Source organism: Cupriavidus sp. IDO (genome assembly GCF_000812465.1).
Classification (GTDB): domain Bacteria; phylum Pseudomonadota; class Gammaproteobacteria; order Burkholderiales; family Burkholderiaceae; genus Cupriavidus.
This window is the reverse complement of sequence record NZ_JWMA01000183.1, coordinates 89,478-102,627: the sequence shown is the minus strand read 5'-3', so window position 1 is coordinate 102,627 and position 13,150 is coordinate 89,478. Positions and strand designations below refer to the sequence as shown.

The window sequence follows — 13,150 nt, the reverse complement described above, 5'->3', positions numbered from 1 at the left end:
GGGGGGGGGGGGGTGGGGGGGGGGCCCGGGTGTGTCGACGAAGTACAGCGCTATCGGTATGCCACCGCCTGCCCTCACCCCCTGCCCCTCTCCCGCAAGCGGGAGAGGGGAGCAAACCAGCGGTAAATTCAGTTCCCCGGTACCTCACCTCCAAGGGAACGTGACCGTCTTCAGGTTGGTAAAGCTCTTGGCCGCTTCCTGCACGCCTTCCTTGTACCCCAGCCCCGAATCCTTGATGCCGCCGAATGGCGTCAGCTCGATCCGGTAACCGGGCACCTCCCACAGGTTGACTGTGCCGACGTGCAGCGCACTGGCGATCTTGGTGAACGCCTCGATATCGTTGGTGCAGACGCCCGACGACAGCCCGAACGCGGTGCCGTTGGAAATACGAATGGCGTCATCCACATCGCGGAACGTGATGATCGGCGACACCGGCCCGAAGGTCTCCTCGCGCACCACCGTCATCGCCGGATCGACGCGGTCAATCACCGTCGGCGAGTAGCTCGCACCATTACGCTGGTTGCCGGCCAGTAGCCGCGCACCCTGCGCCACCGCCTCGTTGACGCGGGCCTCGAACAGCTGCGCGGCCTGCTCGTCGATCACGGTGCCCATGTCGACGCCGCGGTCCATCGGGTCGCCGTATTTCCAGGCACGGGTTTTTTCCACCACCAGCTCGGTGAAGCGCGCGGCCACGGCTTCGTGCACCAGCATGCGCTTGACCGCGGTGCAGCGCTGGCCGGAGTTCTTGTACGAGCCTTGCACGGCGAGGTCCGAGGCGCGGTCGAGGTCGGCGTCGGCCAGCACGATCAGCGGGTCGTTGCCGCCCAGTTCCAGCACCACGCGCTTGTAGCCGGCCTTGCTGGCGATGTACTTGCCGATGGCCACGCCGCCGGTGAAGGTGATGAGGTCGGCGGCAGGATGAGTGATCAGTTCGTCGGCGATCTCGCGCGGGTCGCCGGTCAGCACCTGCAGCATCTGCGGCGGCAGGCCAGCCTCGTACAGCAGGTCGGCCAGGTAATAGGCCGACAGCGGCACCTTTTCCGACGGCTTGAGCACCATGCGGTTGTTGGTGGCGATGGACGGCGCCACCTTGTGCGCGACCTGGTTCATCGGGTGATTGAACGGCGTGATCGCGCAGATCACGCCCAGCAGCGGCTCGCGCTGCGTCATCACGCGGCGCTTCTTGCCGTGCGGGGTCAGGTCGCACGAGAACAGCTGGCCGTCGTCGCGCAGCGCTTCGGTCGCGGCAAAGCCCAGCACGTCGGCCACGCGGCCGATCTCGTACACCGAATCCTTCTTCGACAGGCCCGACTCCAGCGTGATCAGGTCCGACGCCTCTTCGGTGCGCTCGCGCAGCAGCGCCGCGGCGCGGTTGAGGATGGCGGCGCGCTCGAAGCGCGTCAGCGTGGCGCGGTAGGCCTGCCCCACTTCATAGGCGCGGCGCACATCTTCCAGCGTGGCCTTGGGCACGGTGCCGACCAGCGTGCCGTCATACGGGTTGCGCACTTCGATCACGCGCTCGCGCACCACCCTCTGGCCATCGATGCGCAGCGCTTCGGCGCGGAAATGCGGGCTAAGGTTGTCGGCGGGAAACTTCGGGGCATTCATGTCTGGACTCCGGTATGGATCAGTGCAGGTGGTTCAGCGCCACGTCGAAGATGTCGAAGTTGCGCAGCAACGGCTTGCCGGGGATGCCCGCGGTGGCGCGGTTGAACACCAGCGGCACGGTCTGCTCCGAGACCCCGCCGTGCGAGCGCAGCGGCGCATCAAGCCCCGACAGGTCGTGGCGGCTGCGGCTGGTGCCGAGCACCACGTGCTTGCCGCTGATCACCACCAGGTCGCCCACGCGATCGGGCGGCAGCTCGAAGCGCGCGCAGGCCTCGGCGTTGTCGAGCACGCTTTCCACGCCCTGCAGGTCCGACAGCTTCGCCTTGATGGCGGCGCGGTCAACATCCTCGGGCAGGTAAATGGTGGCGTAGGAACCGAGCGCACCGTGATGGACCACGTACGGGTCGGTGATCGGCAGGATCACGCGGGCGCCGCCGGCTTCCAGGCCGCGGCCGAGCCAGGCGTCGAGCTGGTCCTGCAGGTAGATCACGTTGGGCGCCTTGGTGCCATCGTCATGCTTGGCGTTCATGCCGTGGTCGGCGGTCAGCGCCACCACGCAGCCCAGTTCGTCCAGGCGCGCGAGGTACTTATCCATCATCGCGTAGAACGCGTTGGCGCCGTCCGAGCCCGGGGCGAACTTGTGCTGGATATAGTCGGTGGTGGACAGGTACATCAGGTCCGGGCGGCGCGTTTCCATCAGGCGCACGCCGGCCGCGAAGACGAACTCGGACAGCTCGGCGCTGTACACATCGGGCACCGGCATGCCGACCAGTTCCACCACGCCGTCGATGCCGTTCTCTTCCACGGTGGCCTGGTCAGCCTTCTCCGACGAGAAGCAGATGCCCTGCATGCGATGGCCAAGCAGGCGGCGCAGCTTGTCCTTCGCGGTGACGACGGCCACACTCGCGCCCGCATCGGCAAACGCTGCCAGGATGGTGCCCGCGCGCAGGTACTTGGGGTCGTTCATCATGACCTCTTCGCCGCGGCCGCCGTTGGCGCTGCGGTCGAAGAAATAGTTGCCGCAGATGCCATGCACCGCGGGCGGCGCGCCGCACACGATCGACAGGTTGTTGGGATTGGTAAAGGTAGGCACCACGCAGGCGCCGCGGAACGCCGAGCCAGCGGCCAGCAGCCGCTTCAGGTATGGGGCGCGGCCGCTGGCGGCGGCGGCTTCCAGGTAATCGAACTCGCAACCATCCACGCAGACCACCACCACGGGCTGCTGCATCCAGCGGTAGGTGCGTTGGTTGACGGTGATGGTGCGGGAGGCATTGGTATCAGGCATGTTGGCGGTCCTGTGCAGAGGAAGGGTCCGGGTTCGAGGGCCGGGCGCACGGTCGCACCCGGCCGGTGTTGTGTCTTGTCAGGTCAGGCAGGGTCCACGGCGGCGTGCATGCGGGCGCGGCCGCGCTCGACGTGCTCGCGCATCAGGCGGCCGGCCAGCTCCGCGTCGCGCGCGGCAATGGCCGAAACGATCTCGCGGTGCTCGCGCGTGGAATCCGGCAAGGCGCCGGTGCTGCCCGAAAGCGCCTCGCGGCGGAACAGCGTCAGTTCCTTGACCAGCCGGCGATAGGTCTCCACCAGCTTGCCGTTGCCGGTCAGCTCGACCATGCGGTCGTGGAAGGCAAGGTTCAGGCGGGTGTATTCGTCGAGGTCGCGCGCCGCGCTGGCGGCGCCCAGCGCCTCGACCAGCGCGCGCAGTTCGCGCAGGCCCTCGGACGTGATGCGGGCCGCGAGCGTGCGGCCCACGAATTCGTCCAGCACCGCGCGCAGCTCGTAGATCTCGTCGGCTTCCTGCACGGAGATCGCCCGCACAAACACGCCGCGGTTCTTTTCGGTACGCAACAGGCCAGCCTGCTCGAGTGCACGGAACGCCTCCCGCACCGGGCCGCGCGACACATTGAGCTGCCCCGCCACCTCGATTTCATTCAGCTTGGCGCCGGGGGCAAGCCCGCCCGACATGATCCGCATCTCCAGCTCGCGCTGGACCACGGTGGTCAGCGACTGGCTCTGCAGGATCGAGATTTCGCTCGCCAGAGGGGCTGGGCGTGACATGAGGGCTCCTGATTCAAGACTGCAAACATCATCGAAATTCCTGGTTGCCATTAAAGCAACCACTTTGTATATTGTCAACAATCAAGACATCGGATGAACAAGCAAGTGAACACCAGGCACCGATAAGTGCCAGGCACATGTCTTGAAAGTGTTGTAGCACAATGGTTTCAAGGTGATTCAATGTTGTGCAGCACGCCTCATCGCGTTGCAACATATTCACCAGAATGACACATATCACCACTACAATGCCACAAGGAGTTCCCCATGAAGACGTCCTTGAAGTTCACCCTGCAGACCACCGCCGGCATGATTGCGCTGGCCATCGCCGGTTCGGCGCTGGCGCAGAAAACCACCCTCACGGTCTATACGGCGTGGGAGATCGAGACCCTCAAGCCGTACGCCGAGGGCTTTGCCAGGGTGGCGCCGGACATCGAGATCAAGTACGTGCGGGACTCCACCGGCGTCATCACCGCCAAGGCGCTGGCCGAAAAGGCCAACCCGCAGGCCGACGTGATCGCCGGGCTGGCGGCATCGAGCCTGGAACTGCTCAAGCAGGAAAACATGCTCGCGCCGTACACCCCCAAGGGCTTCGAGAAGCTGACGCGCGACTACAGCGACAAGGCCACGCCGCCGTCCTGGGTGGGGCTGGATGTCTGGGGCGCCACCATCTGCTTCAACACGGTCGAGGCCAGGAAGCGCAACCTGCCCCGGCCTGAAACCTGGAAGGACCTCGCCAAACCCATCTACAAGGGCACCATCGTAATGCCCAACCCGGCCTCCTCGGGCACCGGCTTCCTCGACGTGACGGCCTGGCTGCAGCTATATGGCGAACAGGAAGGCTGGAAATACATGGACGCCCTGCACGACAACATCGCCCAGTACACGCATTCGGGCTCCAAGCCGTGCAAGCAGGCAGGCGCCGGCGAATTCCCGATCGGCATCTCGTTCGAGCTGCGCGCGCACAAGACGCTGGCCTCGGGCGCGCCGATCGAGATGATCTTCCCCAAGGAGGGCCTGGGCTATGACATCGAGGCCGCCGGCATCGTCAAGGGCACAAAGAAGCTGGAAGCCGCGCAGCGCTACATGGACTGGCTGGCCAGCAAGGAAGCCAACGAGCTGTATGCAAAGGACTGGGCCATCGTCGCCTATCCGGGCGTGGCCAGGAAGGTGGAGACCATTCCGGCCAACTACGAAAAGATGCTGGTCAAGAATGACTTCAGCTTTATCGCCAAGAACCGCGAGCGCGTGCTGAATGAATGGCAGAAGCGCTACGCCAGCAAGTCGGAAAAGCAGCCCTGAGTCTCTGCAGCGCGCGCGGAGCCTGCCCTCCGCGCGCCGCCGTGACAGTACGTCCCCATCAAGTATCAGAACAGACAGAGCCCCACGTCATGCAGACTCCCACTCCCCAGGCCGAGGACTACCTCAGCCTGCACGGCATTCACAAGCGGTTTGGCGCCGGCGGCTTTGTCGCGCTCCAGAACATCGACCTGGACGTGCGCCGGGGCGAGCTCCTGTGCTTTCTCGGCCCGTCCGGCTGCGGCAAGACCACGCTGCTGCGGATCATCGCCGGGCTGGAGTCGCAGAGCGCGGGCACCATCCACCAGGCCGGCCGCGATATCTCCACGCTGCCGCCGATGGAGCGCGACTATGGCATCGTGTTCCAGTCCTACGCGCTCTTTCCCAACCTGACCGTCGCCGACAACGTCGCCTACGGCCTGGTCAACCGGCGCATGCCGCGCGACCAGCGCCGCGCGCGGGTGGCGGAACTGCTGACGCTGGTGGGCCTGCCCGACCGCGGCGGCCAGTATCCGGCCCAGCTATCCGGCGGCCAGCAGCAGCGCGTGGCGATTGCGCGCGCGCTGGCCACCTCGCCCGGCCTGCTTCTGCTCGATGAACCGCTGTCCGCGCTCGATGCGCGCGTGCGCGTGCGCCTGCGCGGCGAGATCCGCGCGCTGCAGCAGCGGCTGAACATCACCACCATCCTGGTCACGCACGACCAGGAAGAAGCGCTGTCGATGGCGGACCGCATCGTGGTGATGAACCAGGGCGCGATCGAGCAGGTCGGCACGCCAGCGCAGATCTACCAGCGTCCGGCTACGCCGTTCGCCGCCGATTTCGTCGGCAAGACCAATATGCTCGGCGCCCATTTCAACGGCGAAGGCGAGTTGCACCTGGGTGGCGTGCGCATGCGCTGTGCGCCGCCGCCGGGCTGTTGCGCCGATGAGCCGGTGCAGGTGTTCTTCCGTCCGGAAGATGTCTGCGTGCGCGGCCTGGAAGCGCACGGTGCCAATGTGCTGGAAGCCACGGTGGACAAGATCGAATTCCTCGGCGCCTTCTCGCGCCTCACGCTGCGGCTGCCGCCAACGGCCGGCGCCGCCCCGCAGTCCTGCGGCACGCTGTATGCCGATCTTTCGCTCAATGACCTGCACGAGCTGCGCCCGAACACCGGCGACCTGCTGCGCGTGGCCATTCCCGCTGACCGCATCCGCATCTTCCGTCACGCATGAGCCTCAGCCTATCCAGCACCCCGGCAACGGCGCCCGCCCCGGCCGCCAGCGCCACCAGCGCCACCAGCCCGGCCGGCCCCGCCGCGCCGCCCTCCCCCGTGGTGACCGCCGTGCGCGCTCACTGGACCGATCGCCTCGCGCATGCCTTGCTGGCGCTGGCGGCGCTCGCCCTGCTGTGCTTCGTGCTGGCGCCGATCGTGATGATCCTGGCCAAGAGCGTGCAGAACCGCGACGGCAGCCTGGCCGGCATCGCCCACTTCCGCGCCTACTTCGAAACGCCCGCGCTGTTGCGCTCGGTGTGGAACAGCCTGTGGGTATCGGCGCTAGCCACCTTCATCACCGTGCCGCTGGCGTTCACCTTCGCCTACGCGCTGACGCGCAGCCGCATCGCGGCCAAGGGCCTGCTGCGCAACCTGGCGCTGATACCGCTGCTGGCGCCCTCGCTGCTGGCGGCAATCTCGTTCATCTTCTGGTTCGGCAACCAGGGGCTGTTCAAGCCGTATATGGGCGAGACGCAGATCTATGGCGCGCTCGGCATCGTCGCCTCGCTCGTATTCGCGACCTTCCCGCATGCGCTGATGATCCTGATCACGGCACTGTCGCTGACCGATGCGCGGCTGTATGAGGCGGCCGATGCGCTCGGCACCTCCACGCTGCGCAAGTTCCTCACCATCACCGTGCCCGGTGCGCGCTACGGCCTGGTCAGCGCGGCGATGGTGGTGTTCACCTATGCGATCTCGGATTTCGGCATTCCCAAGGTGATCGGCGGCAACTTCCACATGCTGGCGACCGATATCTACAAGCTGGTGATCGGCATGCAGGACTTCTCGCAGGGCGCGGTGGTGTCGCTGATGCTGCTGGTGCCCGTGGCCGTCACCTACTGCGTCGATGCCCGCGTGCAGCGCCGGCAGATGGCGCTGATGTCGGCACGCTCCGTGCCCTACGTGCCGCGCCGCAGCCGCCGCTTCGACCTGGCCATGGCCGCGTTCTGCTGGCTGATGGCCGCGCTGATGGTGGCGGTGATGGGCATGGCGGTCTACGCCTCGTTCGTGAAGCTGTGGCCGTACAACTTCTCGCTCTCGCTCAACCACTACCGGGTCGGGCTGGTGGAAGGCGGCGTGCTGGAGTCTTACGTGAACAGCCTGCGCCTGGCCGCGCTGTGCGCGGTGCTGGGCCCGGTCTTTATCTTCGCCACCGCCTACCTGCTCGAGAAAACCCGCGGGCTCGACTGGCTGCGCAGCTTCGTGCGGCTGATGGCGGTGCTGCCGATGGGCGTGCCGGGTCTGGTGCTGGGTCTCGGCTACATCTTCTTCTTCGTGCCGGAGGGCAACCCGCTGCATGGCCTGTACCAGACCATCGGCATCCTGGTGCTGGTGACCATCGTGCACTACTACGCCTCGTGCCACCTGACCGCGGTCACCGCGCTCAAGCAGCTCGACAGCGAGTTCGAAGCCGTCTCCGCCTCGCTCAAGGTGCCCTTCTACAAGACCTTCTTCAAGGTCACCGTCCCGGCCTGCCTGCCGGCCATCCTGGAAATCTCGCGCTACCTGTTCATCAACGCCATGACCACCGTGTCGGCCGTGGTGTTCCTCTATGGCGCGGATACCAAGCTCGCCTCGGTGGAGATCGTCAACCTCGACGAGACCGGCGACATCGGCCCCGCGGCTGCCATGGCCACCCTTGTAGTGCTGACCTCCGCCTTTGCCTGCCTGTTGTACTACGTGCTGCAGCGCGTGCTCGACCGCAAGACGCAGGCGTGGCGGCAAGGGCAATCCAACGACTGACTTTCTCCTTCCCAATCAGGAGCTCCTCATGATTCGCGGCAACGACCCGATCCTTCTTACCCCCGGCCCCCTGACCACCTCGCTCGCCACCAAGCAGGCCATGCTGCGCGACTGGGGATCGTGGGACGCCAGCTTCAACGCCATCACGCGCAGCCTGTGCGATGACCTGGTGCGCATCGTCCACGGCGAAGGCACCCACGTCTGCGTGCCGATGCAGGGCAGCGGCACCTTCTCGGTGGAAGCCGCCATCGCCAACGTGGTGCCGCGCGACGGCAAGATCCTGGTGCCGCAGAACGGCGCCTACTGCCAGCGCATCCTGAAGATCTGCAAGGTGCTGGGCCGCGCCAGCGTGGAACTGCCGATCCCCGAAGACCAGCCCGCCACCGCCGCGCTGATCGAAGCCGCGCTGGCGCGCGATCCGTCGATCACGCATGTCGCGCAGGTCCACTGCGAGACCGGCGCCGGCGTGCTCAATCCGCTGCCGGAAATCGCCGCGCTGTGCGCGCGCCTTGGCAAGGGCCTGATCGTCGATGCCATGAGCTCCTTCGGCGCGCTGGAGATCGACGCCCGCACCATGCCGTTCGACGCGCTGGTGGCGGCCACCGGCAAATGCATCGAGGGCGTGCCGGGCATGGGCTTCGTGCTGGTGAAGAAGAGCGTGCTGGAGGCCAGCCAGGGCAACAGCCATTCGCTGGCGCTGGACCTGTATGACCAGTACGTCTACATGCAGAAGACTACCCAGTGGCGCTTCACGCCGCCCACGCACGTGGTGGCGGCCTTCCGCGCGGCGCTGGACCAGTTCCTGGAAGAAGGCGGGCAGCCGGTACGCGGCGCGCGCTACCGCAAGAATTATGAAGCGCTGGTGCAGGGCATGGCGGAAATCGGCTTCCGCCCCTTCCTGTCGCCGGACGTGCAGGCGCCGATCATCGTCACCTTCCACGCGCCCACCGATGCGCGCTACGACTTCAAGACCTTCTACAGCAAGGTGCGCGAGCGCGGCTACATCCTGTATCCCGGCAAGCTGACCCAGGTCGAGACCTTCCGGGTGGGCTGCATCGGGGCGATCGACGACAACGAGATGCGCAATGTGGTGACGGCCGTTGGCGAGGCGCTGCGGGAGATGGGGATCGTGATGCAGCCGAAGCTGGCGCGGGCGGCGTGAGGAAGATCCCCAAACGCTAGGCAGCAGGCTCCCCTCTCCCGCCTGCGGGAGAGGGGTGGGGGAGAGGGCGGGAGCTTGCAGTACTGCGACCGGCCAAAACGCCACCAGCATTGGCAACCGGCGAAACGACCGCCGTCGCTCTCTCACACTCCTGCCCTCTCCCCCGCCCCCCTCCCGCAAGCGGGAGAGGGGAGCAAACAAGCGGCTCTCCTTCGACACCCCTTCATGTCCCTCCCCCCGGATTTCCACGGCCTCGCCTTCGCCGCCGTCATGCTGTCCGCCCTGATGCACGCCTCCTGGAACGCCATCGTCAAGATCGGGGGCGACCGGCTGTCGTCGATGGCGCTGATCGACACCTTCTGCCTGCTGGTGGCGCTCCCCTTCCTGTTCCTGGTGCCGCTGCCCGCCCCACAGGTCTGGTCCTTCCTGCTGGCAACGGTGACGCTTGAGGTCGGCTACAAGCTGTCGCTGGTCGCCGCCTACAACCGCGGCGACTTCAGCCAGGCCTATCCGCTGATGCGCGGCTCGGCGCCGATGATGGTGGCCATCATCCTGCTGCTGAGCGGCAGCGAGAAGCTCGGCCCCGGCGGCTATGCCGGCATTGCGCTGATCTGCTGCGGGCTGGTCAGCCTGGTGCGCTGGCGCCGGCAGGCGCCCGACCTGCTGGGCTTTGCGCTGCTGGCCGGCGCGTGCCTGGCCGGCGGCACCGTCATCGACGGGACCGCGGTCAAGCGCTACGGCGACGTGCTTACCTACATCGTCTGGCTGCAGGCGATGTCGCACGTCTTCATGCCGGGCTACGCCTTCAGCCGGCGCGGCACCGCACTGGTGGCGCTGATGCGCACGGAATGGAAGCGTGCCTGGATCGGCGGCATCAACCGCGTGGGTTCGTATGCGCTGATGCTGTGGGCGATGACAATGGCGCCGGTCACCAAGCTCGCGGCGCTGCGGGAATCGAGCGTGATCTTTGCCGCCCTGCTCGGGCACTTCCTGCTGCGGGAGCCCTTTGACCGCAGGCGGCTGATTGCTACGGCGCTAGTGCTGGTGGGCATCGTGACGCTGCAGATGGCGCGGTAGCGGGTGCACGCTTCGTCAAGCCATGGCAGCGTCTCGCTGGTCGATGTGCGCGGTGATCGTGTCGACCAGGGACTCGATGATCGTCTCCATCGACGTGCCCGGCCCGAACAGCGCGCTCACACCCTCTGCAAGCAGTTGCCGGGCATGGCCGGGCGGCATCACGCCGCCGGCCACCACCGGCATCGCCTGACCGCGCCGCCGTAGCATGGCGATCAGGTCCGGCACCAGTTCCAGATGCGCGCCGGCAAGTGTGGAGATGCCGAGCACATCGAAGCCGCCCTGTATCGCCAGGTCGGCAACCGCCTCCGGCGTCTGGAAGAGCGGCCCCAGCTCGACGGCAAAACCAGCGTCCGACAGCGCCGCGGCGACCGCCCTGGCGCCGCGGTCGTGCCCGTCCTGGCCCAGCTTGGCGACCAGGATGCTCGGCTGCCTGCCCAGACGTGCGGCCAGTTGCCGCACCTGCGTGCAGGCATGCGTCCAGGCCGGGCTTTCGCCTCGTGCACGACCATAGTGCGACCGGCCAAACGTCGGCGCTATCGCATGGCGGGGCCATACCGATTCCAGGGCGCGCGTGCACTCGCCGATGGTCGCCCGGCAACGGATCGCCCCGACAGTCAGCGCCAGCAGGTTGCCCGTTCCGTGGCGGGCGGCCTCTGTCAGGGCCTGCAAGGACCGCTCCAGCTCGCTTTCGTCCCGTGCGGCCTTCAACACCGCCAGCCGCTCCAGCTGACGTGCGCGAACCGCCCTGGCGTCGATTTCGAGGCAAGCCGTCGCCTCGTCCTCGGCAGCCTGGTAGCGGTTGACCCCGACGATGACGCGCTCCGCGCTGTCGATGCCTGCCTGCGTGCGAAGCGCCGCACCGTGAATGCGATCATGCACCCAGCCAGACTCGATCGCGGCCAGCACCCCGCCCTGCGCATCAATTTCCGCCAGCAGCGCCCGAACGCAGGCAGCCATCTCCGCAGTCAGGGACTCCATCATGTAGGAACCGGCCCAGGGATCCGCCACATCGCAAAGCCCCATCTCATGCTGCAGAATCAGCTGGGTGTCGCGCGCCAGCCTGGCCGAGTCCGCGCTGGGTAGCGCCAGCGCTTCGTCGTAGGCGTTCGTGTGCAGTGACTGTGTCCCGCCAAATACCGCCGCCATGGCTTCGACCGTGGTGCGTACCACGTTGTTGAATGGCTGGCTGGCGGCCAGGGACCAGCCGGACGTCTGGCAGTGGGTCCGCAGCATCATGGCTCGCGCGGTGCTGCCGCCAGCCTCGCGGACGATCTCGCACCAGAGCAGGCGTGCCGCGCGCAACTTGGCGATCTCCAGGTAGAAGTCGGTGCCGATGCCAAAGAAGAAGCTCAGGCGCCCGCAGAACTCGTCCACATCCAGGCCACGATCGCGGATCTCCTGGACATAGGTCCGGCCATTCGCCAGCGTCAGCGCGAGCTCAAGGGCCGGATCCGAGCCCGCTTCCTGGAAGTGGTAGCCGGAAATCGACATGCCGTTGAAGCGAGGGACGTACTTCGCCAGGTACGCGACCACGTCGGCACAGATCCGCATCGACGGCCCTGGCGCAAAGATCCAGGTATTGCGGACCATGTACTCCTTGAGGATGTCGTTCTGGATCGTCCCGCCGAGCTTGTCGGGCGACACGCCGGCTTCCTCGGCGGCCACGAGGAACGCGGCCAGCACGGGCAGCACCGCTCCGCTCATGGTCATCGACACCGAAACGGTGTCCAGGGCAATCCCCTCGAACAGCCGTTTCATGTCCTCGACCGAATCAATCGCCACGCCGGCCATGCCGACATCGGCACTGGCCAGAGGGTGATCGGAGTCGTAGCCGCGGTGGGTCGGGAGATCGAAGGCCACCGACAGGCCCTGCGCGCCCTGCGCCAGCGCATTGCGGAACGCGAGGTTGGAAGCCACCGCGTCGGCAAACCCGGCATACTGGCGGATGGTCCAGGGCTTGCCCCGGTACATCGAACGATAGGGGCCGCGCACGTACGGCGTCTCGCCCGGAAGGCTGCCCAGGTGACGGACCGTGCCCAGGTCAGCCTGGGTGTAGACGGGCTTCCGTGGCGGCATCTGGCTGTCGGCGAAAGTCCTGGCAGCCGCTTCCGCTGCATTTCCGGTACCGGTCATCGCACTCTCCAACGCTTTCTCGTGACCACATCGGCGATCTTGCCGCCATCGCTGCCTCGCCGGACCTCGCACCAGTGGGCCAGCCCGTCCGGCAAGGCCCGCATGGCGGAAAACGACAGCTCCAGGGCTTCGCCCACATTCACATTGCCGTGGAAGAACAGGTCGCGCTCGGCAACCACCGGTGGATCGTCGGCGGGCCGCCAATGCCATTCGGCGCGGTCAACGATTGCCTGAAAGCTGGCGAAATAGAGCAGGTCCGCGCCGTTGAAGTCGGCGTACGGGCACGGCAAATAGTCGACCGTGTGGCCGGCATCGTCGCGCCCCCGCTCCAGGCCCAGATGGCAGCCCCAGTCGCCGGCGCGAAAGCGCCTGGCGAGCGCTCCCATCTCCGCGGCGTCCGGCAAAGACAGGGCGTCCGACGACTCGGCAAATGCCGCCCGCACCACGGACCTGTTGTCGCGGTCGCGCTCGCGGCGCACGAAGGTCGACAGCATCGAGACTTCGGCACGCCTGCCCTGCCCGTCACTCAGCAGGTGCCGGCTGACATGGCGGGCGCCGGCAACGCGCGCCAGCGACGAGTCGATGGCGAACGCCGTGTTCTCCGCGAGCGATTCCAGCCTTGCCTCGCGCAGGCGGACAGCCAGGAACGCCGCGTAGGCCTTGCGGCCATCCGCGTCGCGAAACTCGGGCTTCTCGTGGCCCGCCAGCGCAGCCAGGCCGCGCCAGTGCAGGTCACCGCATTCCTTGAGCAACCAGTTCTCCGACAGGCCGGTGTAGGCCAGCTGCGGCATGCCTGCGATGTAGTCGGTTCGCCAGCGATGCAT

Annotated in this window: 10 protein-coding genes; 5 read left to right on the top strand and 5 right to left on the bottom strand. The window is 66.8% G+C overall.

What is annotated here, in order from left to right:
- Positions 1-144: 144 nt before the first annotated feature.
- The 3 genes from phnY to RM96_RS33485 all read right to left on the bottom strand — a co-directional run bounded on the left by phnY (position 145) and on the right by RM96_RS33485 (position 3,663).
- Entirely contained in the window at positions 145-1,608 is a 1,464-nt protein-coding gene (gene phnY / locus RM96_RS33495; protein ID WP_039016051.1) for a phosphonoacetaldehyde dehydrogenase, read from the bottom strand.
- Positions 1,609-1,627: 19 nt separating this feature from the next.
- Positions 1,628-2,893, bottom strand: coding sequence for a phosphonoacetate hydrolase (gene phnA / locus RM96_RS33490; RefSeq protein ID WP_039016050.1), 1,266 nt, complete (start codon positions 2,891-2,893; stop codon positions 1,628-1,630).
- An 83-nt stretch (positions 2,894-2,976) separates the two neighbouring features.
- Positions 2,977-3,663 (bottom strand): phosphonate utilization associated transcriptional regulator, encoded by a 687-nt coding sequence (locus RM96_RS33485; protein ID WP_039016049.1) that lies wholly within the window; start codon positions 3,661-3,663, stop codon positions 2,977-2,979.
- A 264-nt stretch (positions 3,664-3,927) separates the two neighbouring features.
- Here RM96_RS33485 and RM96_RS33480 point away from each other — a divergent pair, with 264 nt between their 5' ends.
- From RM96_RS33480 to RM96_RS33460, 5 genes are all read left to right on the top strand, one after another.
- Positions 3,928-4,962 carry a putative 2-aminoethylphosphonate ABC transporter substrate-binding protein gene (locus tag RM96_RS33480; RefSeq protein ID WP_039016048.1) on the top strand — a complete coding sequence of 345 codons (1,035 nt, stop codon included), beginning with the start codon at positions 3,928-3,930 and terminating at the stop codon, positions 4,960-4,962.
- Between the two features lie 89 nt (positions 4,963-5,051).
- On the top strand, positions 5,052-6,170 hold the full coding sequence (locus tag RM96_RS33475) for a putative 2-aminoethylphosphonate ABC transporter ATP-binding protein (RefSeq protein ID WP_039016047.1): 1,119 nt from the start codon (positions 5,052-5,054) through the stop codon (positions 6,168-6,170).
- Positions 6,167-7,954 carry a putative 2-aminoethylphosphonate ABC transporter permease subunit gene (locus RM96_RS33470; RefSeq protein ID WP_039016046.1) on the top strand — a complete coding sequence of 596 codons (1,788 nt, stop codon included), beginning with the start codon at positions 6,167-6,169 and terminating at the stop codon, positions 7,952-7,954. Before RM96_RS33475 ends, RM96_RS33470 begins: the two co-directional genes overlap by 4 nt.
- A 28-nt stretch (positions 7,955-7,982) precedes the next feature.
- Entirely contained in the window at positions 7,983-9,116 is a 1,134-nt protein-coding gene (locus tag RM96_RS33465; RefSeq protein ID WP_039016045.1) for a 2-aminoethylphosphonate--pyruvate transaminase, read from the top strand.
- Between the two features lie 225 nt (positions 9,117-9,341).
- Positions 9,342-10,193: an EamA family transporter gene (locus tag RM96_RS33460; RefSeq protein ID WP_039016044.1), complete on the top strand. Its 852-nt coding sequence runs from the start codon at positions 9,342-9,344 to the stop codon at positions 10,191-10,193.
- A 15-nt stretch (positions 10,194-10,208) separates the two neighbouring features.
- Here RM96_RS33460 and scpA read toward each other — a convergent pair whose 3' ends face one another.
- Both scpA and RM96_RS33450 read right to left on the bottom strand, forming a co-directional pair.
- On the bottom strand, positions 10,209-12,326 hold the full coding sequence (gene scpA, locus RM96_RS33455) for a methylmalonyl-CoA mutase (RefSeq protein WP_082016828.1): 2,118 nt from the start codon (positions 12,324-12,326) through the stop codon (positions 10,209-10,211).
- The gene (locus RM96_RS33450) at positions 12,323-13,150 is read right to left on the bottom strand and encodes a Pnap_2097 family protein (RefSeq protein ID WP_039016043.1); all 828 of its coding nucleotides are present in this window, start codon (positions 13,148-13,150) and stop codon (positions 12,323-12,325) included. The genes scpA and RM96_RS33450 overlap by 4 nt, the downstream gene beginning before the upstream one ends.